The sequence below is a fragment of the beta proteobacterium MWH-UniP1 genome (genome assembly GCA_036362785.1).
In the GTDB taxonomy this organism is placed as follows: Bacteria; Pseudomonadota; Gammaproteobacteria; order Burkholderiales; family Burkholderiaceae_A; genus Lacustribacter.
In genome coordinates this window covers 639,318-662,969 of sequence record CP143625.1, presented here as the reverse complement: position 1 = coordinate 662,969, position 23,652 = coordinate 639,318, and the positions used below count along the sequence as shown (strand labels likewise).

General features: G+C 55.9%; 19 protein-coding genes. 11 read left to right on the top strand and 8 right to left on the bottom strand.

Features of this window, described 5'->3' with window-relative positions:
• Window positions 1–9 precede the first annotated feature (9 nt).
• From tauA to AOB54_03190, 7 genes are all read right to left on the bottom strand, one after another.
• The gene (gene tauA / locus AOB54_03220; protein ID WVN42401.1) at window positions 10–1,029 is read right to left on the bottom strand and encodes a taurine ABC transporter substrate-binding protein; all 1,020 of its coding nucleotides are present in this window, start codon (window positions 1,027–1,029) and stop codon (window positions 10–12) included.
• A 225-nt stretch (window positions 1,030–1,254) separates the two neighbouring features.
• Window positions 1,255–2,526, bottom strand: coding sequence for a solute carrier family 23 protein (locus AOB54_03215; protein ID WVN42400.1), 1,272 nt, complete (start codon window positions 2,524–2,526; stop codon window positions 1,255–1,257).
• Between the two features lie 8 nt (window positions 2,527–2,534).
• Window positions 2,535–4,043, bottom strand: coding sequence for an AMP-binding protein (locus AOB54_03210; GenBank protein ID WVN42399.1), 1,509 nt, complete (start codon window positions 4,041–4,043; stop codon window positions 2,535–2,537).
• 4 nt (window positions 4,044–4,047) lie between these two features.
• Entirely contained in the window at window positions 4,048–5,487 is a 1,440-nt protein-coding gene (locus tag AOB54_03205) for an aldehyde dehydrogenase family protein (protein ID WVN42398.1), read from the bottom strand.
• Between the two features lie 46 nt (window positions 5,488–5,533).
• Complete coding sequence (locus AOB54_03200; protein WVN42397.1) at window positions 5,534–7,042, bottom strand: tripartite tricarboxylate transporter permease; 1,509 nt, start codon at window positions 7,040–7,042, stop codon at window positions 5,534–5,536.
• Window positions 7,043–7,046: 4 nt separating this feature from the next.
• Window positions 7,047–7,643, bottom strand: coding sequence for a tripartite tricarboxylate transporter TctB family protein (locus AOB54_03195; protein WVN42396.1), 597 nt, complete (start codon window positions 7,641–7,643; stop codon window positions 7,047–7,049).
• Window positions 7,644–7,664: 21 nt separating this feature from the next.
• A complete protein-coding gene (locus tag AOB54_03190) occupies window positions 7,665–8,627 on the bottom strand; it encodes a tripartite tricarboxylate transporter substrate binding protein (GenBank protein ID WVN42395.1) in 963 nt (320 codons plus the stop codon).
• Window positions 8,628–8,723: 96 nt separating this feature from the next.
• On the opposite strand from AOB54_03190, the gene AOB54_03185 reads away from it, so the two are divergent.
• Window positions 8,724–9,509 (top strand): IclR family transcriptional regulator, encoded by a 786-nt coding sequence (locus AOB54_03185; GenBank protein ID WVN42394.1) that lies wholly within the window; start codon window positions 8,724–8,726, stop codon window positions 9,507–9,509.
• On the opposite strand, the gene xsc is transcribed toward AOB54_03185, so the two are convergent.
• Window positions 9,500–11,305: a sulfoacetaldehyde acetyltransferase gene (xsc, locus tag AOB54_03180; GenBank protein ID WVN42750.1), complete on the bottom strand. Its 1,806-nt coding sequence runs from the start codon at window positions 11,303–11,305 to the stop codon at window positions 9,500–9,502. The genes AOB54_03185 and xsc overlap by 10 nt on opposite strands.
• Window positions 11,306–11,463: 158 nt before the next feature.
• Here xsc and AOB54_03175 point away from each other — a divergent pair, with 158 nt between their 5' ends.
• The 10 genes from AOB54_03175 (at window position 11,464) to gdhA (ending at window position 23,644) form a co-directional block, all read left to right on the top strand.
• Window positions 11,464–12,279 carry an IclR family transcriptional regulator gene (locus AOB54_03175; protein ID WVN42393.1) on the top strand — a complete coding sequence of 272 codons (816 nt, stop codon included), beginning with the start codon at window positions 11,464–11,466 and terminating at the stop codon, window positions 12,277–12,279.
• Entirely contained in the window at window positions 12,269–13,249 is a 981-nt protein-coding gene (locus AOB54_03170) for a MoxR family ATPase (protein ID WVN42392.1), read from the top strand. Before AOB54_03175 ends, AOB54_03170 begins: the two co-directional genes overlap by 11 nt.
• A gap of 4 nt (window positions 13,250–13,253) precedes the next feature.
• Window positions 13,254–15,020, top strand: coding sequence for a cobalt chelatase (locus AOB54_03165; protein ID WVN42391.1), 1,767 nt, complete (start codon window positions 13,254–13,256; stop codon window positions 15,018–15,020).
• Window positions 15,013–15,930, top strand: a complete 918-nt coding sequence (locus AOB54_03160) for a bifunctional enoyl-CoA hydratase/phosphate acetyltransferase (protein WVN42390.1) — start codon at window positions 15,013–15,015, stop codon at window positions 15,928–15,930. The genes AOB54_03165 and AOB54_03160 overlap by 8 nt, the downstream gene beginning before the upstream one ends.
• 18 nt (window positions 15,931–15,948) lie before the next feature.
• Window positions 15,949–18,849, top strand: coding sequence for a molybdopterin oxidoreductase family protein (locus AOB54_03155; protein ID WVN42389.1), 2,901 nt, complete (start codon window positions 15,949–15,951; stop codon window positions 18,847–18,849).
• Entirely contained in the window at window positions 18,846–19,502 is a 657-nt protein-coding gene (locus AOB54_03150; GenBank protein WVN42388.1) for a 4Fe-4S dicluster domain-containing protein, read from the top strand. The genes AOB54_03155 and AOB54_03150 overlap by 4 nt, the downstream gene beginning before the upstream one ends.
• Window positions 19,503–19,514: 12 nt before the next feature.
• Complete coding sequence (locus tag AOB54_03145; protein ID WVN42387.1) at window positions 19,515–20,435, top strand: DmsC/YnfH family molybdoenzyme membrane anchor subunit; 921 nt, start codon at window positions 19,515–19,517, stop codon at window positions 20,433–20,435.
• A complete protein-coding gene (locus AOB54_03140) occupies window positions 20,435–21,064 on the top strand; it encodes a glutathione S-transferase family protein (GenBank protein WVN42386.1) in 630 nt (209 codons plus the stop codon). Before AOB54_03145 ends, AOB54_03140 begins: the two co-directional genes overlap by 1 nt.
• Window positions 21,065–21,171: 107 nt before the next feature.
• Window positions 21,172–22,062, top strand: a complete 891-nt coding sequence (locus tag AOB54_03135; protein ID WVN42385.1) for a cation diffusion facilitator family transporter — start codon at window positions 21,172–21,174, stop codon at window positions 22,060–22,062.
• A 232-nt stretch (window positions 22,063–22,294) separates the two neighbouring features.
• Entirely contained in the window at window positions 22,295–23,644 is a 1,350-nt protein-coding gene (gene gdhA, locus AOB54_03130; GenBank protein ID WVN42384.1) for an NADP-specific glutamate dehydrogenase, read from the top strand.
• The last annotated feature ends 8 nt before the right edge of the window (window positions 23,645–23,652 follow it).

Here is a 23,652-nt window from a genome sequence, read left to right as displayed (position 1 = left end):
ATTTTTTTATTATTTACCCGCTGACTCAGCAAAGCGTGGGTTCACGCCAACCGAGTAGTCGTTTAACGTGGCCGATATCGTGCCCTGCGACTTTAGAAATGCAGCAGTAGCCGCCAGTGACTTCGCTGCCCCGCTGTCTTTACCGCCGCCCATCCAGGTCTTCGATGTCTGCTCAGCGATGGTCGGGAAGCGATACAACTGCATACCGGGTGGTACATCTTCAGCCTTGGCACCCGTGACATCGGCCACGGCTTTCACCATGGGCGAGCCCACCACCCACTTGGCAGCGTTTTTACGATAGTTGTCGTCGGCGTTTGCGATGACTTTTAGAAACTTCACCACAAAGTCTTGATTCGACTTGGCCCATTCCTTTTGGGCCAAGATGCCCTCAAAAGTTGCCTTGCCTGTGTCTTGGGAAATTTTTCCAGAAGTGGTGAGCACCACACCGCTGGACTTCACCTTGGCCAATACCGGGTCCCAGATAAAGGTGGCATCAATATCGCCACGCTCCCAGGCTGCTGCAACCTCTGGCGGGCGCATATTCAGAATGCGCACATCAGTGGCTTTCAGCTTTGCAGCCTCCAGAGCAACCAGGGTATGAAAGTGAGTGGTCGATGTAAACGGCACCCCAATTTTTTTGCCTTTCAGATCGGCAACACTCTTCACGCCGCTGGCCTTACGGGCCACCAAGGCTTCGGCGTCTCCAATATCCGCCATGATCCAGATTAATTCCACCGGCAGACCTTGCGAGAGTGCCGAGGCAATCGGCGCGGAACCGGCTTCGCCAATTTGCACCTGGCCAGAGGCCATCGCGCGAATCACATCGCCACCACCGCCAAACTTGCGGTAATTGATTTTGTAACCGGTGGCTTTTTCAATCTCACCCGTGGCGTGAGCAAAACGCCAGGGCATCATCATGTCTTGGTATGCAATCGTGACTTCTTTGGGCTGTGCATACGCTTGAGCACCCATGAGTCCGCTTGCGGCAATTGCACCCACGACTGCGCGGCGAATAATGTTGATGTGCATGTCTATCTCCTCGTAATTATTTTAGTAAGGCAAAGACTACCGATCAGACAATCTGCTCGGATAGGTCCAGGGATCTGTTTTGTTTAGATCCACGCTGCACCGCAGAAAAACGGCGCCACCGCAGGATGCCGTGTTCACAACGATTTGGGGGCGTTAGATGGAATGTCTAGGGGTAAATACTGTGTCGGCCGGCCTCGCCCCGGCCAATAAAACACCCGGGGTAATTCAGTGCTTTTTCTTTAAAAAGCGATGCGTGATCATGGCGGTGCAAATGCCAAGTAACACGGCCCACTCCAGTGACGCAGCGACCGTGCCAATGCCGGTGACGGCCATCGGCAGCCACTCGCGTGGGCCTGCATGAATTTCATGCCGAATCTGTCTCATGTCGATCAGGCCCCAGGCAACCGCCAACAGCAAAGCCGAGATCACCACATAGGGCAGATACATGGCCAGGGGTGACACGAACAGCAAAATCAGCACCAGAAACACGCCGGCACTGGCTGCCGATAGCGGCGTGCGCGCACCTGCGGCAAAGTTCACACCCGATCGATTAAAGGAACCGCTTGCCGGATAGGCCGATGTAAAGGCGCCACCAAGATTGGCCAGGCCCTGACCAATAAATTCCTGATTGGCATCGAACGGATCTTTGGTTTTGAGCGCCATGGCACGGGCAATCGCCATGGCCTCGGTCGACGCCAACAACACCATGACCATCGCCGCACCAAAGAGCTGCTGAACAGTGCTCAGTCGAAAATCGGGCATGGAGAGCGGTGGGATCGCCCCCGGAATAGCACTCACTCGGCGAAATGTGTAGCCGTTACCCAGCCAGTGCTCAAGCGCCATCGCCGCAAGGCTTCCAAAAATAACCGCAATCAACATTGCCGGAATTTTTCGATTCAAAGGCCGCCACAGACGCATCACAATCAGAGTTAAGACGACCAACAGCGGTGCAAGGGGCTGGGCCACACCCTGTACAACGCCAGTAAACGCAGCCTGCAGTGTCTCGGCCACACTCACGCCCCTGGGAATCTCTACGCCAACCAGGCTGCCCACCTGGCTATTGATAATCAGAATGGCGGCCCCTGTGGTGAAGCCCACAATGACCGAGTGCGGCACTTTTTCAACCCACTTGCCAACACCCCCAAGCCCAAGCGCAATCTGCAAGATGCCCACCAAGAAACTCAAGGTCAACACAAGACTGACGTACTCTGGGCTCTCGGGAATTGCCATCGACCCAATCAGGGCCATGGTGGTGAGCGAAATTGCGTTGGCAGGCCCCGTTACCATCAGTCGGCTCGAACCAAACAGCGCGGCAATGATGCACGGCAGAATCGCGGCATACAGGCCGTAGTGCGGTGGCATGCCCGCCAAAGTAGCAAAGGCCAGCCCCTGGGGCAGCACCACAATGGCGCCGGTAAGACCAGCAAGCAGATCCGTGCGAATGGTGCCAGGCGTTTTCCAATCCTGGGACCATCGCGCAAAGGGCAGATACTTCATGGGCGCCACTATACCCAATCGATCAGTTTTAGCCTTTGCACCTTTCCAGATGGTCCGCGTGGAAGATCGGCAACGAAATGAAACACCTTTGGTGTCTTGTATTTGCCAAGTCGTTCAATGGAAAACCCACGAATTTCCTCTTCGGTACAAGCACTTCCTTCTTTCAAGACAATGCAGGCCAGAATCTCTTGTCCATAGTTTGGGTCGGGAATGCCCACGCAGGCGGCATCGAGTACCGATGGGTGCTTTAACAAGACTTCATCGATCTCGCGGGGCGCAATGTTTTCCCCGCCTTTGATGATCAGCTCTTTCAGCCGGCCCGTTACAAAATAAAAACCATCTGCATCGCGATAGCCCAAGTCTCCTGTCTTTAACCAGCCCTGGGCATCAAATGCCTTTGCTGTTTCTGCATCAGACTTGTAGTAGCCAGACATCACGTTATCGCCATACAAACAGAGCTCACCTGTTTCGTTGTCCCCAAGCGCCACGCCATCGGGGCTGACCACCTTGGCCTGCACACCACAGGGCAGGCCCGGACTGCCATAGCGACGCCGATCATCATGCGGATTACAAAATACAACAGACGCCGATTCCGTCATGCCCATGGCTTCAATCACGGGAATGCCAAAGCGCTCCTCAAAGGCCCGATGATGCTCCGGCGGAAGCGGTGCCGATGCAGATCGGCCAAACCGCACCCGCTTTAGGGCCTGGGCCGCAGGTGCATTGGCATCTTTTGCCGAATTGAGTAAGTAAGCAATGATGGTGGGCACCATGTTGATCCAGGTGCACTCGTACTTCAGCACGGCAGGCCACCACTGCGACACCGAGAACTTCTGGGGCAACACAATGCTGCCGCCCGAATAAAACGGCGTGATGGTGGCAATCGACTGCCCGTTGATGTGATAAATGGGCAATGAACTCAGCACACGGTCTTGATGTGTGAGCTGGTGCCACTGGCTGACTGTGTGGGCCGCATGCAAAAGATTGCGATGCGTGAGCCGCACGCCCTTGGGCGTGCCCGTAGTGCCTGATGTGTACATCAGCAGGGCGGGCTGATCTGCCGCCAAGGGGCTGAGTTCCACTGCCGCGCCATCGTCAAGCGCGAGCGTTTGCGCATCGGAATCAATCTGACGGGTGGCAAAACTGCGTTGGGTTTTCTTGAGTGCTGCCAACAGGGTCTCGCGCTGGCCTTCCCCATAGAACACCAGCTCACAATCACTGTGGTCCAAGACCCAGGCCAGCTGATCCACATGGGCCAGCAGATTAAACGGCGTGACCACATAACCTGCCGCCATGATGGACAAAAACAATCGGGTCGTCTGCAGACCATTTTGCAAATACAGGCCAATATGGGTGCCCGGTTGAATGCCCATGCGCTTAAGCGTACCGGCCAGCTCCCGAGTCTGCTGATGCAACTCGGCGTAAGTGACACGGCGATCGGTTTCAGGGGAGATCAATATGGGTGCATCGGGCTGGCTCACTGCCCAGTGCACCCATACGTCTTGAAGCGTCTTCATTGATTTAACGTCCAAACTTTTCAAAATAGTCAGCCAGCAACTCGTCGACGGTTGGCACCTTTTCCGGGATGGGCCGGGCAATCCGCGTGATGTTCATGTAATGCCGATAATTCATATTCTCTGAAAAACTATTCTTGCCCCAGGTGCCGCAGCCCATGGAAAGCGAGAATGGCAGGCCATTGTCAAAACTGCCGCCTGTGGCAATCGCATGGGCCTGATTCACAATCACACGGCAGACCGGCAAGTGGTGGGCAAGGTCGCGGGCGCGGGTTTCCAAGACATCGCCACTGGCGGCGGTATGAAGACTGACCGAATGGCCGGCACCCTGATAGGCATAGATCTTGGCCACCATGGCAGCCGCCGCTTGAAAGTCGGCCACACGCCAGACGGTCAACACGGGGCTGAGCTTCTCACCAGAAAAAGGTTCTTCTTTGCCCGCTGAGGTCGCGGTCACCATCAAGAACTTGGCCTTATTCGCACCAGGAGTGGTTAAGCCAGCACGCTGTGCAATCGTCACCGCCGACTGGGCGGTTGCGGCGGATGAGAGTTTGCCGCCGGGGAACATAAACGCCTGCAGCCTGGCCTGATCTTCAGGTGTCAGCATCACACCACCAGCCGTTTGTAATGCGGCAATCGCCTTGTCGTAGATGGCATCGACAATCACAGCACCATTTTCACTAGAACAGCTCGTGGCGTGATCAAACGTCTTCGAGCGGGCAATCTTGACTGCAGTTGCTGCGACATCGGCATACTCATCGATAATCGCTGCCGCATTACCTGCACCCACGCCAAAGGCCGGCGTGCCGCTGGAATAGGCCGAGCGAATATTGGCCTGAGAGCCGGTGGCCACAATCAGATCCGCGCGGCGCATCAGTTCATGAGTGGCTTCTTTTGAGATCGGGGCGGGCAGCATCTGCACCAGATCTTCTGGCGCACCCACCTTTCGTAACTGCTCATGCACAAAACCCAACAACGTGGCACAGGTGGATGCGCCCTTGGGCGATGGTGCCAAGATCACGGCATTTCGGCATTTCAAGGAATTTAGAATTTTATTAATCGGTGTTGCCCCGGGATTGGTCGACGGTGTAATGGCCGCTACCACCCCTGCGGGCCGCGCAATTTCAGTAATGCCATTGGCGGGGTCTTCACGCAACACGCCCACCGAGATGGCGCCCTTTAAGTCGCGCACCAGGCCTAAGGTCTTGCGAAAATTTTTGGTGAACTTGTCGTCTGCATTGCCAATGCCAGAATCCTTTACCGCCAGGTCAGCCAGTAGCCGATTGCGGCCCGGCTCCAAAATAGCCCAGGCGACCGATGACACCATCAGGTCCACCTGCGCCTGGGTATACCCGTCAATTTTCTGTTGGGCCTGACGGGCCCGATCAATCAAGCCCTGGACCATTGTGCCAACTGGGCCTGCGGGTGTTGCAACCACTTCTGCCATCTGTATTACCTTTCGTGAGGGATCTTGGTGTTACTTGTTTTTCTTTTTAGGTTTGCGATTTCTTGGCGTAGGTCGAGCGAATCATGGGATAAAACACGCCTATGGCAGCCACGATCAGAATACCAAGGCTAATCGGCCGGGTAAGAAAGACCGTCCAGTCGTTATTAAAACTGACCATGGTCGTCATGAAGTTGTCTTCCGCAAGCGGGCCAAGAATCGTTCCCAGCACAAGCGGTGCAATCGGAAACTTAAACCGCTCAAACAAAAATCCCAACAGGCCAAACGCCGCAATCACATAAAGATCGGATGTGTTGTTGCGGGCAGCAAAGGCGCCGACAAAACAAAACATAATCACAAAGGCCGAGACCACGGCTTCGGGCGCATCCAAGACCTTGGTGAGCGGCTTGATTGCAAAGTAGCCCAAGATACACATGCCAATCACACCAATAAAAACGGATGCAAAAACCGTGTAGATCAAGGCAGAGCTGCTCACAAAAACCTGGGGGCCTGGCTGAATGCCGTGCAACAAAAAGGCCGCCAAAATAATGGCGGTGGCACCACTTCCCGGAATACCCATGGTCAGCAGGGGTACCAAGGCCCCACCGACTGACGCCGTGGCCGCTGACTTGGCCGCAATAATGCCCTCGGGTGCACCGGTGCCCAGCTTATTGCCGTTCTTACCGTATTGCCGCTCAATACCGTAGGCCACAAACGACGACACGGTGGCGCCTGCACCGGGAACCAATCCCACCACGACACCAGTGCCGGTGCCACGCACAAAACTCCCCTTCAGTGGCAGCAATTCGCGAAGCTTGGGAAACGCGGTCACAAACCGACTTGGCTTGGCGGCCTGATCATCACCGCCCTCGCTGGGATAGCCCACCGAGAGCCGCGTGAGTACTTCACCAATCCCATAGGCCCCCACCATGACCAAGAGAAACTCAATGCCATCCATGAGAAATGGCTGAGAAAAAGTCAGGCGCTCTTGTCCATAAATAGAATCGACACCCACCGTTGCGAACAACAGGCCAAGACACAGACTGATCAAGGCATTGACCAATGACTTGCCGCCCAACGACACCACACTGGATAAGCCAAAAACAATAACTGCAAAAAATTCTGGCGAGGAAAACTTCAGGGCAACTTCAGCAACCGGCTTGGCCATGGCCACCATCAACACCGCAGAAGCCAACCCACCCACCAGCGCTGCGATCAGCGAATAGCCCAGGGCCTTGGCAGCCAGACCCTGCTTGGTCATTTCATAACCGTCCCACAGCAGGGGCACATCCATGGGTTCCCCAGGAATGCGAAAAAGAATCGCGGTAATGGCACCGCCGTAGGTGCCCGACACATACATGGCGGTAAGCAAAATGAGTGCGGGGCCAACCCCCATTTGATAGGTAAACGGCAGGGCGAGCACCACGCCCATCACGAGTGTTAGCCCAGGCAGCACTGCCACCAGCATGCCCAGCACCAGGCCAATCACCATCACCAGAAAATTCACTGGCGTGAAAACGGTGACGACCCCTTGAAATAGATTGAGTAAGACGTCCATAGCTTTAGCTCACTCCGATCAGTTTGAGTAACAGCAGGGAAAACTCTTTAAAAAGGCCCTCCCCCAAAGGAAGCGAGATATAAGCCACCCGCATAAACACAAAGAAAAAACCAAAGCTGCCAATCAGGCAGATCACCGGGTTCCAAATCACGTGCCGATAGCCACCGATCGCTGCGAAGACCGACAGAAACACGGCGCTACTGAGAAAAAAACCAAGGGTGGTGATGCCCACTGCATAGCCTGCGATCAGCGCGATACCACCCATCAGTTTGAGCGGCTGAATTGGCGGGTCGTCGTCTTGCGATTCTTCCACCGTGGGCGCGAGCAGCGTCTTGATGGAGCCCACCTCTTCGCCGCGCGCAGCAGCCTGCTCCTGCCGATCAATAAATCCAGTAAACAAATCTTTTGCCCGCGCCAGACGTTTCAATGTCTCGTAGACGCACAACAAAATCATTAGGGCCACGATGGCCTTGGGCCAGGCGGTTGGCCCAAGTGTGCCCTCGGGCACGCTATCGGTGGGCGTCTGGCTTAAAGACCACAACAACACAAAAGACACCACCAGTAACAACATGTACGGCGCCGCACGGCGAATGCGTGTCATAAGACGATTCCAATCACAAGTTCAGGATTTATTCGATTCAATCGCCTTGAGTTCCCGCTGCAAAAACGCCATCGAGTCTTTCTGCGCAATAAAGCTGTCGGCATACGCCTGCTCGTCAGAGAGATACTGCTTAAATTCGGCCGACTTTGCGGCACGCTCAATCGCTGCCGCCAGTGCCGACACCTGACCCGCATCAGTGCCAGCGCGCATCACAATCGCACGGAACTGACTAATGCTGATGGGGAACCCAGAATCTTTCACCAGCGGAACATTAGGAAACCCAGGGGCGGGAGCATCGGCAAAAAATGCCAATGGACGCATCTGTTTTGAACTCAGGAAGGAGCCGACATCACCGGCCTGCTCCAAGAGCACGTCCGCATGGCCACCCAGGATTGACGAGTAACGCTCGCCGGGTTTGGCAAATGGCACCATGCGCATCTTGTGGCCCTTGGCCACCATCTGCTTGACCATGATTTCGTCGGCGCTACCGAAACCAAGAATGGCCACCTTCACTTCGTTACTCTTCGTGTCATTGAGCAGATCTTGGAAAGTCTTGTACTTGCTGTCCGCCTTCACAAAGATGCCGGTCGGCTGACGGATCATGATGCCCAGAGGCACGATCTCGTTGAGTTTCCAGCGGGCCCCACCGCCGGCCAAGGTGGCCAGCGTGTCACCAATCAAAATACCAATTGAATAACCATCGGCTGCCGCAGTCAGCATCTTGGTCATGCCCGTGTTTCCGGTAGCACCGGCCACGTTCACGATGGGGAAAGAGGCCTTGAGATCTGCCTCAAGAATTTTTCCAACCTTGCGGGCCAGCTGATCGGCCCCGCCCCCAGCACCCCAGGGCACGATGAATTCCACAGGGCGGCTGGGGTACTTGGCCTGGGCAAAGAGCGACGGTGCATGGACCAAGCCAGCAGCACCCGCAGACAGAGCCAAGGTGGACTGCAACAAGCGGCGGCGTGTTTGAAAAGTGTTCATGAGGCGTCTCCTGTGGTGTGATTAAACGTACGTTATTGCAGATTGCGATGCAAAAAAGTCCCGATATCTGGTATTTATGAGGTATCCTGGGTGACCATGGAAAGCAATCAATCAAACTCCTCGGCCCTGCGCGCCTTTCGCATGCTGGAGTGCATCGCCCAACAATCCGATGGCAAAACCATGTCCGAGCTCATGCGGGACACGGCCCTGCCCAAACAGACCGTGCACCGAATCCTGGAGCAGCTGCTCTTGGCAGGACTGGTGGTGAAGTACCCAGGGGATCGGCGCTATCAGCTCGGGCGCCGAATTGAAGACTTTGCGGTCTCAGCCCTGATGCACTCGCCAAGCCAGCGTGAACGGCACGCCATCCTGCAGTCCTTGGTTGATGATCTGGGGGAAACCTGCAACATCACTGCCTTGGCAGGCTCTGACATTGTTTATCTCGATCGGGTCGAGGCTGCCTGGCCACTGCGGGCCATCCTGACACCGGGAAGCCATGTGCCACTACATGCCACGGCCAGCGGCAAACTCTTGCTCAGTCTATTGCCCAAGCCACAACGAGAGCGGCTGCTCAATCTCATGCCCATGCGGCCCATCACCGGCAAAACACACACCGAGCGTCATGCCTTAGAACAAGACCTTGTCAAAACCCGTCGTGAAAAAATTGGGATCAATCAGGAAGAACACCTGCAGGGACTGATTGCCGTTGCCGTGCCGGTGATGCTGACAAAAGAAAAAGCCTGCGCAGCGATCTCTGTGCAGGCCCCGGTTGGAAGAAAAAGTCTAGAGGATTTGTTAGGCTTTGTGCCCAAGATGCGAAGTGCTGCAGAAGCGATTGGAAAATCCTTCTGCAGCGACTCCGAATTTGCAGATCAAACGTAATCTTTGTACTTCTCCAAAAAGCGCACGGGTTTGCTCAGCGCATCACGGCGGAAGGGATCCCCCAGCTCACGGGTACACATGATTTCAATCACGCAGGTCTTGCGCTGATTCATCTGCATATCGATCGCTTTTTTGAGCGCTGGGCCAACATTTTCAAGCTCGTCGACCACAATGCCTTCTGCACCCATCGACTTCGCAATGTCCGCAAAGCTGGGGCTCTCGAGCTCACCCGCCACGAATCGACGGTTGTAGAAGTCGACCTGGTTTTTCTTCTCAGCACCCCACTGGCGATTGTGGAAGACCACGGCCGTGACCGGAATGTCGTGACGCACGGCCGTCATGATCTCCACCATGCTCATGGCCCAGGCACCATCACCCGCGTAAGCCACTGCAGGGCGATCCGGTGCAGCGACCTTCGCGCCAATCATCGTGGGCAGGGCATAGCCGCAGTTACCAAAGCTCATGGGGGCAAAGAAGCTGCGTGGCTCTTCAAACCGCAGGTAACTGTTGGCCACCGAATTGATGTTGCCGATATCGGTGGACACCATGACACGTGGGGGCATGGCCTTTTCCAACTCGCGTAGCACCTGGCGTGGATGCAGATAGTGGCCGCCGTTAAAGGTACGCTCTTTTTTAGCCTCTTCAATCATGTCCAAGCTATAGGCATCGCGCTCATGAGTCCACTCGGTGAGTTCTTTTTCCCATGCATCTTTTTCAGCCTTGATCTTCGCAGCACGCTCGGCCTTGGTGGCGTCACATGCCAAAGTGGCCTTGCTGATATGGGCAAGTAATGCCTTGGCCACGGCCTTGGCATCACCGTGAATACCAACGGCAATCTTTTTCACCAAACCCAGGTTGGTGTGATCGGCTTCCACCTGAATGATCTTGGCTTCTTTGGGCCAGTAATCCATGCCGTGCTGTGGCAGCGTGCCAAATGGCCCCATGCGCGACCCAAGAGCGATCACCACATCTGCCTGTGAAATTAATTTCATTGCAGCCTTAGAGCCCTGATAACCCAGGGGACCGGCCCACAGCGGATGGCTTGCCGGGAATGCGTCGTTACGCAAATAACCCACCGCAACTGGTGACCCCAAACGCTCAGCCAGTGCCTTGCATTCTTCCACCGCATCACCCATGACCACGCCACCGCCAGCAAGAATTACCGGGAATTTAGCGGTCGCCAACAATTCAGCAGCAGCCTTCAGGCTGTTCTCACCACCCGAGCCACGCTCAACACGCATGGGCTTGGGAATCTCGCAAGTGATCTCGCCGTAGAAGTAGTCACGGGGAATGTTCAGCTGGGTTGGGCCCATCTCAGAAATGGCACGATCAAAGCAGCGTGCCGTAATTTCAGCCATGCGCTTGGGGTTGACCACATGGCCCTGATACTTGGTGAATTCCTGGAACATGGGCAACTGATTGGCCTCTTGGAAACCGCCAAGGCCAATGCCCATGGTGCCGGTCTCGGGCGTGATGATGACCACAGGGCTGTGAGCCCAATACGCGGCAGCGATTGCTGTCACGCAGTTACTAATGCCAGGGCCGTTTTGACCAATCACCACACCGTGGCGGCCCGACACGCGGGCATAGCCGTCGGCCATGTGGGCTGCGCCCTGCTCATGCACGACTGGAATCAACCGAATACCAGCCGGGGCAAAAATATCCATGGCATCCATAAAAGCCGAGCCCATGATACCGAACATTTCGGTCACGCCGTTGGCCACACAGGTCTCCACAAAAGCCTCCGACGGCGTCATTTTTTGGACGCCCTGGGCCACCTTGCGCATCTCGTTCATTGCATTCATTTCCATCTCCTCTTTTTGTATTGGGGTGGCCCCGCTCCCCCGGGGCCAGTGAGCCGAACTCTAGGGGCGAAAATCTTCGATGTCAAACAAAATCTCTTTTTTCGGAACTTATTGTTAAAAAAAATGGAATAACTTATGATTTCGGCACGATGAACACCTTAACCGACCCCCTAGGCGGCAGCCGGATTGACGGCGACACGCCCAACCTGCGGCTCTTTGCCCTGCTGGAAGTTATCGCCGGCAAAGACGCGCCTTTCACCCTTCAGGCCATGGTGGAAGAGACTGGCCTGCCTAAGCCCACCCTGCACCGCATGCTGTCGCAGTTAGAAAGCGCTGGCATCTTGCAGCGAGACGGCAATGGCCGGCACTACAGCACGGGGCAGCGACTCATTCGGCTTGCCGAGCGGCTGCTGTTGAACACCACCACCCATGGGGCACGCCACGCGATATTGCGTCAACTCGTTGATGAGATTGGCGAGAGCTGCAACCTCACCGCATTTTCTGGCGGCGAAGTGCTCTATCTCGACCGAGTCGAGACCGCAGCACCGCTGCGTTTTTATCTTCACCCTGGCTCCCGTGTACCGGCCCACTGCTCGGCCACGGGCAAATTGTTTTTAAGCCAGATGGCGCCAGCCCAGCGCCGTCGACTGCTGGATGCAGGCACGCTGGAAAAATTCACCGCCAACACCTACACCACCTTAGAGTCACTCGAAAAAGAAATCCTGCAGGTGAAGCAGCAGGGCTACGCTTTCGATAACGAAGAGTTTCTGCCGGGCCTGCTCTGCTTGGGCGTGTTGGTGCCCTCGCCCACTGGCAGTTCCAACATGGGCCTGGCCCTGCAGGCCCCGGTCATGCGGTTTTCGATGGAACGCGCACTGTCTTGTCTTCCCGCCTTGCAGCGTGCGGCCCAGGCCATTGCGCGCATTAACGACGACTTCACTGCCGAGCAAACCCATGACGACTGATCTTGAGCAACTCCAGCCCACCCAACGACTCTCGGTGAGAGAGGTCTTTGGCATTGATAGCGACATGATGGTGCCGGCCTTTGCCGAGCAAGATGACCATGTGCCGGAAATCGACTTGGCTTATCGCTTTAATCCACAAGTCACACTCACCATTCTTGCGGGCTTTGCCTTTAATCGGCGAGTGGTGCTGCAAGGCATGCATGGCACGGGAAAATCCACCCACATTGAGCAGGTTGCTGCGCGATTGAATTGGCCCTGTGTTCGCGTGAATCTGGATGGCCACATCAGCCGCCTGGATCTGGTGGGCAAGGATGTGATCGTGCTGCGCGATGGCAATCAGGTGACCGAGTTTCAAGAAGGCATCTTGCCCTGGGCACTTCAGCGGCCCATGGCCATGATCTTTGATGAATACGATGCTGGCCGGCCCGATGTGATGTTTGTGATTCAACGGATTTTAGAGCGCGAGGGCAGCTTCACCCTGATTGATCAAAAACGTGTGATCCGGCCCCACCCATCGTTTCGATTGTTTGCCACCATGAATACGCTGGGGCTTGGTAATTTAAGCGGCTCGTATCAGGGCACACAGCTTCTCAATCATGCCCAGCTTGATCGCTGGAACCTGGTGGCATCGCTTGACTATCTCTCACCCGAAGAAGAAGTGGCCATTGTGTTGGCCCGCGTGCCGTCGATGAACAACACCGCCGGGATGGCCCAGATTCGTGCCATGGTGGCCCTGGCCGGTCTAACCCGAAAGGGATTTGCCGCAGGGGATTTGTCGCTTTTGATGACACCGCGAACCATCATTACCTGGGCAGAGAACAGCGAGATTTTTCACGATCTTGGCCTGGCCTTTCAGCTCTCATTTCTGAATAAGTGCGAGCCCGTAGAGCGCGCCCTGGTCGCGGAATATTTCCAACGCTGCTTTAACCAAGAACTCGTGCTGCCACAAAGCAGCCAAGACCAGGCCTAATTTTGTGAGCCCAGCGCACACCATGGTGTCAGACACTAGCCGACTGATCACCCCGGTGTCAGACACCGGAAGATGCGGAAGATGGGTGTCTGACACCGATCGGTTTGCGTCGGTGGGTGGTGCCGTGGTGCGCGCACTGGCCAATGATGCAAGCCTGCAGTGGAGTGGCCAGACACTCTATCGCGGCACAGAGGTGGTGCCGCTCAATGCAGCCCATCAGAGTGATGTGGCCCAGCGGCTTTTGGATCAACGGGCACTGCTTGATGGGGCTGCGCTAAGGCTGCGCTTGAGTGATGCTGCACTTCACGCGCAGCACTGCCCCAGCAATGAGACGCAACGTTTTGTCTTTGAGTTGTTAGAGCAGATCCGAGTCGAGGCCCTTGCCCCCGATGACCTGCCAGGACTGAAACACAATCTGCGTAAACGGTTTTTGCTCTGGGCCGATGAGTTTCAAAACTCTGGCTTAACGGAAACGAGTCTGGGGATTTTGCTCTTCACGATTGCCGTGGCCTCGTGGTCACGGCTGACTGGTGAAGAGCCGCCCGACCAGATGTCGGATTTGATGGAAGGCACCCGTGTGAATATCGTGCCCGAAATTGGCCCCATGCTTCGCGGCATGAAAGACCATTTGGCCGATCAGTCCGCCTTTATTCCACACGCGATTGCGCTGGCCCAATGGGTGGCCACGGCCATTGAGACCGCCGAAAGCCAAGCGGGCAGTACCACACGCAATCGGCCGCAGCGCAATGGGTTTTCACTGCGGCTGCATTTTGAGTCATCGCAAACGCCAGAAGCACCGATTGCTGCCAGTGGCCAGAGCAAAGCCTGGCAGGCATCGCATCAGCGCTATCGGGTTTTCACCAAAGCTTATGACCAAGAATCCGATGCCACCGATCTCGTGCGCACGGCTCAGCTGCGAGAGTTCCGCGCCCAGATGGATCAGGAACTCATCGAACTTGGTGTCAATGTGCCCAGGCTTGCCCGAATATTTTTGAATCGACTCTCACGGCCAGAGCGTGACGGCTGGGAGTTTGAACAGGAAGAGGGCTATATCGATGGCAGAAGACTGGCCAGACTCATTGCCGACCCACAGGCCCGTGATGTTTTTCAACAGGAATTCGTCCATCCGATAAGCAATGCGGCTGTGACCTTTTTACTGGACTGCTCTGGATCAATGAAGGCCCATGCACAGCAGCTATCGCTAATGATGGATGTGCTCTGCCGCGCTCTGGATATGGCTGGTGTCAGCAATGAAGTGCTGGGCTTTTCAACCCAGAGCTGGAATGGTGGCCGAGCCAAACGCGACTGGATGCGGGCCGGAAAGCCAGAGCTGCCTGGCCGATTAAATGAACAGCTCCACATTGTTTTCAAGCCCGCCAATCGTGACTGGCGTCGTGCACGTATGGGACTTGCTGGCATGCGTCGTCTTGACTTGTTCCGTGAAGGCATTGATGGCGAAGCATTGGCTTGGGCGGCACAACGGCTAAACCAAACCCCGGCCAATCGCCGCTTACTGATCGTGGTCTCGGATGGCTGCCCGATGGACAGTGCAACACACCAGGAAAATGATGACCATTATCTGGATGAACACCTCAAGCAGGTCATAAGAGAAATAGAATTCGGCAAATCCATTGAAGTGTCTGCGCTGGGCGTTGGGCTAGATCTGGGCTGTTTTTATCGGCACCGATTAGCCCTGGATCTCGGCGGGGGAATTAGTGAAGCTGTTTTACTTGAGATCGTTAACATGATGACCAAATCACGCCATGCATAGTCCATCCCACCCACGCCTATCCGAGATCATTGCCCAGGAGCGTTCCGACACGCCGCTGGGGGTGGTCTATCCCTGCGATGTTCCAGCCATGACGGCCGCCCATCAGATTGCATCGCTGGGTATTGCCAAAGTCTTTTTGATTGGACCCACTGCAAAGATTCAAGCTGCAGCAAAGGGGGCCAATGCCGATCTGTCATTGATGACCATTGTGGACACGATCGATGACCCCAAGGTCACGGCCACAACTGCCACCAAGCTGGTGCGCGAGGGAAAGCTTGCCGCATTGATGAAGGGGTCACTCCACACCGATGAACTCATGGCCGCCGCCGTGAACAAAGAAACCGGGCTGCGCACCCCCCACCGAATTGGGCACGTGATCATTTGCGATGTGCCGGCCTATCACAAGCTGTTGTCACTCTCTGATTGTGTGGTCAACATCGCACCGACACTGGAACACAAAAAACAGTTCCTGTTTGATGCGATCACACTACTGCAGCGTCTTGGCATTAAACAGCCAAAGGTTGCGATCGTGGGGGCGGTAGAAAGTGTTAACCCCGCCATGGTGGCCACACTCGATGCCGCCGCCTTGGTAGAGATGGCCAAGCAGGGGCAGTTTCCAGATTCCATTGTGGAAGGACCCTTTGGCTTTGATAACGCCATCTCAAAAGAGTCAGCAAAAATCAAAGGCATTCAATCCAACGTTGCGGGCGACCCTGATCTCTTACTACTTCCAGATTTAGACGCAGCCAATATCCTGTTTAAGTCACTGGTCTACATGGCTGGCGCCGCCTGCGCCGGCATTGTGACCGGTGTGTCGGCACCGATTGCCCTGATCTCACGCTCTGACAGCACTTTTTCACGGGTGGCCTCTGCGGCCTTGGCCGTGCGTGCCGCACGACATTCCAAGTAACCATAAGAAAAAATAAATATGCGAGACAACAGCCCTATTCATGACCCGACCCAGGACCCATCAACGGGTAAGGCCGAGATCAAAAACACCACCTGTTATATGTGTGCCTGCCGCTGCGGCATTCGCGTGCACCTGCGCGATGGCGAAGTCCGCTATATCGACGGCAACCCAGAGCACCCGCTGAACAAGGGTGTGATCTGCGCCAAGGGGTCTTCCGGCATCATGAAGCAGCACTCGCCTGCACGGCTGACCAAGCCACTGCGCCGAGTCGCCGGGGCTGATCGTGGCGAATCCAACTTTGAGGAGATCAGTTGGGGAGAAGCCTTTTCCATGCTGGAAAAGCGCCTTGCCCATATTCGTGCCACCGATCCCAAGAGGTTTGCACTCTTTACCGGCCGCGATCAGATGCAGGCACTCACGGGGCTGTTTGCGCGGCAATTCGGTACACCCAACTACGCGGCCCACGGTGGTTTTTGCTCGGTCAACATGGCCGCCGGCATGATCTACACCATTGGCGGCAGCTTCTGGGAATTTGGCGGGCCCGATCTGGATCAGGCCAAACTCTTTGTGATGATTGGCACTGCCGAAGATCACCACAGCAACCCCATGAAGATCGCGCTCTCAAAATTTAAGCGCGATGGCGGCCGGTTCATTTCAATTAACCCGGTGCGCACCGGCTACTCCGCGATTGCCGATGAGTGGATCCCAATTCGCCCCGGTACCGACGGCGCACTACTGCTTGCCTTGGTTCGTGAACTGATCAATTCCAATCAGATCGATCATGAGTTTCTGCGTTCGTTTTCCAATAGCCCTGATCTCATCATCATGAACGAAGGGCCCGATCAGGGACTCTTTCTGCTAGACCCCGATCGGCCTGTGGTGAGCGAAGACCTGCCACTGAATAAACTGGCCTGGTGCACCAAAACCAATCGACCAGTACCCCGTGAAACGAGCGAAACAGAATCTTTCGCGCTCGAAGGCGAGTTCGAAATCACCAGCGGCGTACACGCTGGTAAGCGTGTCGCCACCAGCTTTGAATTACTCAAGCGCCAGGTCCAGCACGCCACGCCAGAGTGGGCCGAATCGATTACTGGTATTCCTGCCGTACGAATCAAATTGCTTGCCAAAGAAATGGCCTACAGCGCCTTTCAACAGGCCTTTGATCTGCCAATTCAATGGACCGATGCCTGGGGCAAGACCCATGACAAAGTGATTGGCCGGCCAGTGGCCTTTCATGCCATGCGTGGACTCGCTGCGCACTCCAACGGCTTTCAAACCATTCGTTCCCTTGCCATTCTGATGAGCCTGCTGGGGACCATTGATCGGCCAGGCGGCTTTCGCCACAAGGCGCCCTATCCCCGGCAGACACCACCACGGATTCGTTCCACATCATCGGAAGATCAGATCAAACCCAATACGCCACTCGGTGCTGCGCCACTGGGCTGGCCCGCACGGCCAGAAGATCTGGCGGTCACCGCATCGGGGGACCCGATTCGTATCGACAAGGCCTTTTCTTGGGAACACCCACTGTCGGCCCACGGTCTGATGCACAACGTGATCACCAATGCAGTTCGCGGTGATCCCTATCCCATCGACACGCTCATGATCTTCATGGCCAATATGGCCTGGAACTCCACCATGAACACCATGGCCGTGCGTGACATGCTCAATGCCAAGGATGACAAGGGCGAATTCAAGATTCCATTTTTGGTTGTTTGTGATGCGTTTGATTCCGAGATGGTGGCCTATGCCGACTTAGTACTGCCGGACACCACTTATTTAGAGCGCCACGACTGCATGAGCATGTTAGACCGCCCCATCTCCGAGTTTGATGGCCCAGTGGATTCCGTGCGTATTCCCGTGGTGGCCCCCAAGGGCGAATGCAAACCCTTCCAAGAAGTCTTGGTGGAATTGGCCTCGCGATTAAAACTTCCAGCATTTACCACTGCCGAAGGCGGCCGCAAGTTTAAGGACTACCCAGACTTTGTGGTGAACTTCGAAACCGCACCAGGCTCTGGCATTGGCTTTTTAGCCGGCTGGCGTGGCAAAGATGGCAGTAAGTCACTCAAAGGCGAGCCCAACCCAAAACAGTGGGAGATGTATCAGCAAAACAATTGCGTCTTTCACTTCGAGTTAGAACCATCGCTGCAATACATGCGCAACTGGAACCGGGATTACATCCGCTTTGCAAAAGACTATGGCATGCGGCAAAAAGAAGAACCCGTGCAGATCGCGATCTACTGTGAACACCTGCAGTATTTCCGCCTGGCCGCCCAGGGCAAACGCGACGGCCGACAGCCCCCGCAAGAGTTACGCGAACGGATTGCCACCTTCTTTGACCCGCTGCCGTTTTGGTATGCACCGCTTGAAGATGGCGTCAGTGATTTAGATGCCTACCCATTACACGCGCTCACCCAGCGCCCCATGGCGATGTATCACTCCTGGGATTCACAAAACGCTTGGCTGCGCCAGATCCATAGCCACAACTATCTTTTTGTGAACCCTGTCACCGCGAAAGCAGCAGGTGTCGACGATGGCGGCTGGCTCTGGGTCGAGTCTCAGTGGGGCAAGGTCCGCTGCATGGCCCGTTACTCGGAAGCGGTGGAGCCCGGCACCGTCTGGACCTGGAACGCCATTGGTAAATCCGATGGCGCATGGCGACTGGCGCCGGGTGCTGACGAATCGCGCAAAGGCTTTTTGCTCAATCACTTAATCAGTGAAGAGCTTCCAATAGGCGCCCAGGGCCGCGTGATCAGCAACTCCGACCCCATCACCGGCCAGGCCGGCTGGTATGACGTGCGCGTGCGGATTCGCCCCGCTGATCCGTCGGAAGAGAAGGTCTCCTTCCCACAGACCAGCACCAAGTCCAGCCCAGGCGGTGCGCCTGCTCCCACCAAACTCGCCTACAACGCATCATGAGCACACAAAAACAACTCGCCTTGGTCATTGACTTAAACGTCTGCGTGGGCTGCCATGCCTGTGTCACGTCGTGCAAACAATGGAATACGTCCGGCGCGGCTGGTCCCATGAGTGACCAGAACCCCTATGGCGCAGACCCAACGGGAACATTTTTCAACCGGGTGCAGACCTATGAGGCCGGCACCTTTCCTGTGACCCAGACCATCCACTTCCCGAAGTCATGCCTGCACTGTGAAGACCCACCCTGTGTGCCCGTCTGTCCAACTGGCGCAAGCTACAAACGCAAGGAAGACGGCATTGTGCTGGTCGATTACGACAAGTGCATTGGCTGCAAATACTGCTCATGGGCCTGCCCCTATGGCGCACGTGAGTTAGACGAAGATCGCCAGGTCATGACCAAGTGCACGCTCTGTGTGGATCGCATCTACAGCAAGACCCTGCCGGAAAACGAGCGCAAACCCGCCTGCGTGATGGCCTGCCCCACCAACGCGCGGCTCTTTGGCGACATCAAAGATGAGTCATCCGAAGTGTCCAAGGCCATTCGTGAGCGCAATGGCTACGCCTTGATGCCCGAGCACGAGACCAAGCCGGCCAATCATTATCTGCCGCGCTCAATCACGGCAGTCATTGAGGCTGCGAAGAAAGACTTTTAAGAAAGACCCACTATGCATCCCGCGTTCTCTGTTATTAGCTTTACCACCCTGCTCGGTGCCACCCAAGGGTTCGTGGTGGCTCTCAGTGTGCTCACACTGGCCGGTGCGACTATTCCCAACCTGTTTGGGCTACTCGTCTTTGCAGTGGTGTTGCTCATCATCAGCCTAGGGGCATCGTTCCTTCACCTGGGCCACCCCGAGCGGGCCTGGCGGGCTGCGGCCATGTGGCGCACCTCGTGGCTGTCGCGCGAAGTCATTGTGTTACCTATCTTTATTGGGCTAACCGCACTCTGGGCGCTCTTAGAACTGATGGGCGCAGGCTCTAGCCTGTTGGTGCTGGCACTCATCCTGATGTCGGCCCTGCTCTGGTACTGCACCGCCATGATCTATGCCTGCATAAAATTTATTCAAGAGTGGGCCCACAGCATCACGGTGGTGAACTACTTTGTGCTGGGCATGGCCTCTGGCCTGGTGCTGCTCACCTCTGTCTTTGCACTCACCGGTGCTGATACGGTGCTCACCCAAAAGACCGCGCTCTGGGCCGTGGTGGCCACACTCGTTGGCCTGGCCACCCGCTGGGTGGCCTTGCAGCGCAATGCATCGCTTAAACCCAAATCCACACTGCAAAGCGCCACCGGCATTCAGAACACAGTGATTCAACAGAAATCCATGGGCATGAGTGCAGGCGCCTTTAACACCCGGGAGTTCTTCCACGGCAAGACCGAATTCTTTGTACGCAATATCAAATCGCTCATGCTGGGGCTTTGCTTCGCCGCGCCCGTGATCTTGATTCTGCTGGGCACCAGCTTAGATTCGCGCGCGCTACTGGCACTGGCCTTTCCAATCCAGTATCTTGGGCTACTGTCTGAGCGATGGCTCTTTTTCGCACAAGCCCGTCATCCACAAAATATCTACTACCAAACGGTGTCCTAATGATCACACTCTGGGGTCGAACCAATTCCATCAATGTTCAGAAAGTCCTGTGGGTCTTAGACCACCTGCAGATTCCGTATCAGCGGATTGATGCGGGGCTTCAGTTTGGCGTGAACAACTCGCCAGAGTTTCTGGCCATGAATCCCCACGGGAAAATTCCCCTGATCAAAGATGGTGACACCACCGTTTGGGAATCCAACGCCATCTGCAAATACCTGTGCAATATCACGGCCGGACAAACGCTCTACCCCACAGATGCTGCATCACGCGCCCAGGTCGACCAGTGGCTGGATTGGGCCATTGGCACACTCTGCATCTCCATGGGGTTTGTCTTTCAGCAACTCATCCGCACGCCCGAAGCCCAACGTAACCCGGTGCGCATCGAAGAAGAACGCAAGAAAACAGTGGATGCCTTGAAGGTGCTCAATCAATATTTACAGGGCCGACAGTTCATTGTGGGCAATGAGATGACCCTTGCCGACATCATCATGAGCGCGGCCACTTACCGCTGCGATGGAATTGGCGTCGTCTCAATTGATGGCCCAGAATGCGCTGGCCTAAAGCCCTGGTTTTCGGCCATGCGCGAGCAGCCGGAATTCAAACGCTGGGTCCAGATTCCATTAACGTAAGGGCGCGAGAGTCGCCAACGCGCCAGAAATCGGCTCAGACTCGACATCACCAGTAATTCTGTGGTGATGGTCATCTGGCCTGTCTTGCTTACGGCTAGAATGCCGGCATGCAAGACCACCTCCATCACCACGATCCCCACGATGCGGCCGTTGGCCATGCCCGAGCCAAGACCAACGCCCGCGCGCTCGGCATTGCGGTGTCCCTCACCCTGGGGTTTGCGGGGGTAGAGTTTTTCGCCGCCCTTTACTCGGGCTCGATTGCGCTCATGGCCGATGCAGGCCACATGGTGACCGACTCCACCGCGCTCTTTTTGGCACTCGTCGCCCAGTGGATGGCCCGTCGCCCACCGTCTGCGCAGCGGTCCTACGGTGATGGCCGGATCGAGGCGCTTGCCGCCTTTGTCAACTCACTGGCCATGCTGGGTCTGGCGATCTGGATTGCCATAGAAGCCATGGGCCGCTTTAAGAGCCCCCATGAAATCACTGGCCAGACTGTCATGCTGGTGGCTGGCGTTGGTTTGTTGATCAATATCGTCGTGGCCTGGGTGCTATCCAAAGACCAAGACAGCCTGAACACCAAGGCGGCGCTTGTCCATGTCCTGGGGGACCTGCTGGGGTCTGTCGCAGCGCTGGTCTCGGGTGCGGTGATTTATTTCACCGGCTGGACACCCATCGACCCACTGCTCTCACTCTTTGTCTGTGGCTTGATTCTTAAATCCACCGCTGGCCTTCTGAAAAGCTCTTATGGGATCTTGATGGAGCATGTGCCCAGCCATATCGACTTCGAAACTGTGGGCAAAGAGCTCTCCAGTCTTTCGGGAGTACTCAGAGTGCACAACCTGCATATCTGGGAGACCAGTCCCGGACATGTCACCCTGACCGCCCACTTAGAGCTCCAAAGCCTGGACCACTGGGCCCGTGATCTGCCAAAAATCCAATCCATGCTTCGCGAAAAACATGGCATTGATCACGCCACGCTTCAGCCCGAGGTTCGCTAGGCCAGCTTTTCGCCCGAGCAGTCGACCCAGGCCCACAGGGGCGATCTGACCCAAGCCAACCCAAGCTGACACCCGCCTTGATGGCTGGTCCCGTTCGGCGGGGCCCCCGGGATCATATTTTTTGATCTCCCGCACAAAAAAAGTGCTGAAGAGGCCAAAAAAGCACCCTAAAAGTGCAAAAATTCACAGGTTTGTCACATTTCAAACAGATTCTCCAATCACAGGCCCTCTCATGTCTCATTACAAATCTGCGCAAGACTTTCTCAATAACCTTGCCCGCCGCAACCCCAACGAACCCGAATTCCTGCAAGCCGCCACCGAGGTTTTCTTAACGCTGTGGCCTTTTATCGAAGAGAACCCGAATTACTCTGAGCACGGTCTACTGGAGCGGCTCACCGAACCCGAACGCGTGATCATGTTCCGCATCTCTTGGGTAGACGACCATAACAACGTGCACGTGAACAAGGGCTATCGCATTCAACACAACTCAGCGATTGGCCCTTACAAAGGCGGCCTGCGTTTTCACCCCTCGGTCAACCTGTCGATTCTGAAGTTTCTTGCATTCGAGCAGACCTTTAAAAATGCACTAACCACCCTGCCCATGGGCGGCGGTAAAGGCGGCTCTGATTTTGATCCCAAGGGCAAAAGCCCCGGCGAGATCATGCGTTTCTGCCAGGCGTTTATCAGCGAGCTCTATCGCCATCTCGGTTCTGATACCGACATTCCTGCAGGCGACATTGGTGTAGGTGGTCGTGAGGTGGGCTACATGGCCGGCATGATGAAAAAGCTGAGCAACCGCTCGGACTGCATTTTCACCGGCAAGGGACTCAGTTTTGGCGGATCACTCATTCGCCCCGAATCCACCGGCTATGGCACGGTCTACTTCGCCCACGAAATGCTCAAACAAAAGAGCCGCAGTTTTGATGGTCTGCGCGTGAGCATCTCTGGGTCTGGCAATGTGGCCCAATACGCCGCAGAAAAAGCCATGGAGTTTGGTGCGAAAGTCGTCACTGTTTCCGACTCCAGCGGCACCGTGGTCGACACGGCCGGCATGACGGATGAAAAACTCAAGCTGCTGATGCACATCAAAAACGTGGAATATGGCCGCATCAGCGAATACGCTGCAAAAGTCCCCGGCAGTAAATTTATCGCGGGCGCTACGCCATGGCATGTACCCGTTGATGTCGCACTGCCTTGCGCGACCCAAAACGAACTTCACAAAAAAGACGCCGAAGAGCTGGTGAAAAACGGCGTGATCTGTGTCGCCGAGGGCGCCAACATGCCCACCACCATCGATGCAATTGGCGTGTTTGAAAGTAACGGCGTGCTCTATGCCCCCGGCAAGGCCAGCAACGCTGGTGGCGTGGCCACATCAGGCTTAGAGATGAGCCAAAACGCAACCCGCCTGGCCTGGTCGCGTGAAGAAGTGGATGCCCGGTTGCATGCCATCATGCGCAATATCCACGAGGCCTGCCTGCGCCACGGCCGCAACCCCGACGGCAGCTTTAGCTATGTCACCGGTGCCAACGTGGCTGGCTTTGTGAAAGTGGCTGACGCCATGCTGGCCCAGGGGGTGGTCTAAAGGCCCGG

What these genes read in the sequence shown, in the direction of transcription:
- tauA (WVN42401.1), bottom strand. Translation starts at nt 1,029, where the DNA reads ATGCACATCAACATTATTCGCCGCGCAGTCGTGGGTGCAATTGCCGCA.
- AOB54_03215 (WVN42400.1), bottom strand. Translation starts at nt 2,526, where the DNA reads ATGAAGTATCTGCCCTTTGCGCGATGGTCCCAGGATTGGAAAACGCCT.
- AOB54_03210 (WVN42399.1), bottom strand. Translation starts at nt 4,043, where the DNA reads ATGAAGACGCTTCAAGACGTATGGGTGCACTGGGCAGTGAGCCAGCCC.
- AOB54_03205 (WVN42398.1), bottom strand. Translation starts at nt 5,487, where the DNA reads ATGGCAGAAGTGGTTGCAACACCCGCAGGCCCAGTTGGCACAATGGTC.
- AOB54_03200 (WVN42397.1), bottom strand. Translation starts at nt 7,042, where the DNA reads ATGGACGTCTTACTCAATCTATTTCAAGGGGTCGTCACCGTTTTCACG.
- AOB54_03195 (WVN42396.1), bottom strand. Translation starts at nt 7,643, where the DNA reads ATGACACGCATTCGCCGTGCGGCGCCGTACATGTTGTTACTGGTGGTG.
- AOB54_03190 (WVN42395.1), bottom strand. Translation starts at nt 8,627, where the DNA reads ATGAACACTTTTCAAACACGCCGCCGCTTGTTGCAGTCCACCTTGGCT.
- AOB54_03185 (WVN42394.1), top strand. Translation starts at nt 8,724, where the DNA reads ATGGAAAGCAATCAATCAAACTCCTCGGCCCTGCGCGCCTTTCGCATG.
- xsc (WVN42750.1), bottom strand. Translation starts at nt 11,305, where the DNA reads ATGAACGAGATGCGCAAGGTGGCCCAGGGCGTCCAAAAAATGACGCCG.
- AOB54_03175 (WVN42393.1), top strand. Translation starts at nt 11,464, where the DNA reads ATGAACACCTTAACCGACCCCCTAGGCGGCAGCCGGATTGACGGCGAC.
- AOB54_03170 (WVN42392.1), top strand. Translation starts at nt 12,269, where the DNA reads ATGACGACTGATCTTGAGCAACTCCAGCCCACCCAACGACTCTCGGTG.
- AOB54_03160 (WVN42390.1), top strand. Translation starts at nt 15,013, where the DNA reads ATGCATAGTCCATCCCACCCACGCCTATCCGAGATCATTGCCCAGGAG.
- AOB54_03155 (WVN42389.1), top strand. Translation starts at nt 15,949, where the DNA reads ATGCGAGACAACAGCCCTATTCATGACCCGACCCAGGACCCATCAACG.
- AOB54_03150 (WVN42388.1), top strand. Translation starts at nt 18,846, where the DNA reads ATGAGCACACAAAAACAACTCGCCTTGGTCATTGACTTAAACGTCTGC.
- AOB54_03145 (WVN42387.1), top strand. Translation starts at nt 19,515, where the DNA reads ATGCATCCCGCGTTCTCTGTTATTAGCTTTACCACCCTGCTCGGTGCC.
- AOB54_03140 (WVN42386.1), top strand. Translation starts at nt 20,435, where the DNA reads ATGATCACACTCTGGGGTCGAACCAATTCCATCAATGTTCAGAAAGTC.
- AOB54_03135 (WVN42385.1), top strand. Translation starts at nt 21,172, where the DNA reads ATGCAAGACCACCTCCATCACCACGATCCCCACGATGCGGCCGTTGGC.
- gdhA (WVN42384.1), top strand. Translation starts at nt 22,295, where the DNA reads ATGTCTCATTACAAATCTGCGCAAGACTTTCTCAATAACCTTGCCCGC.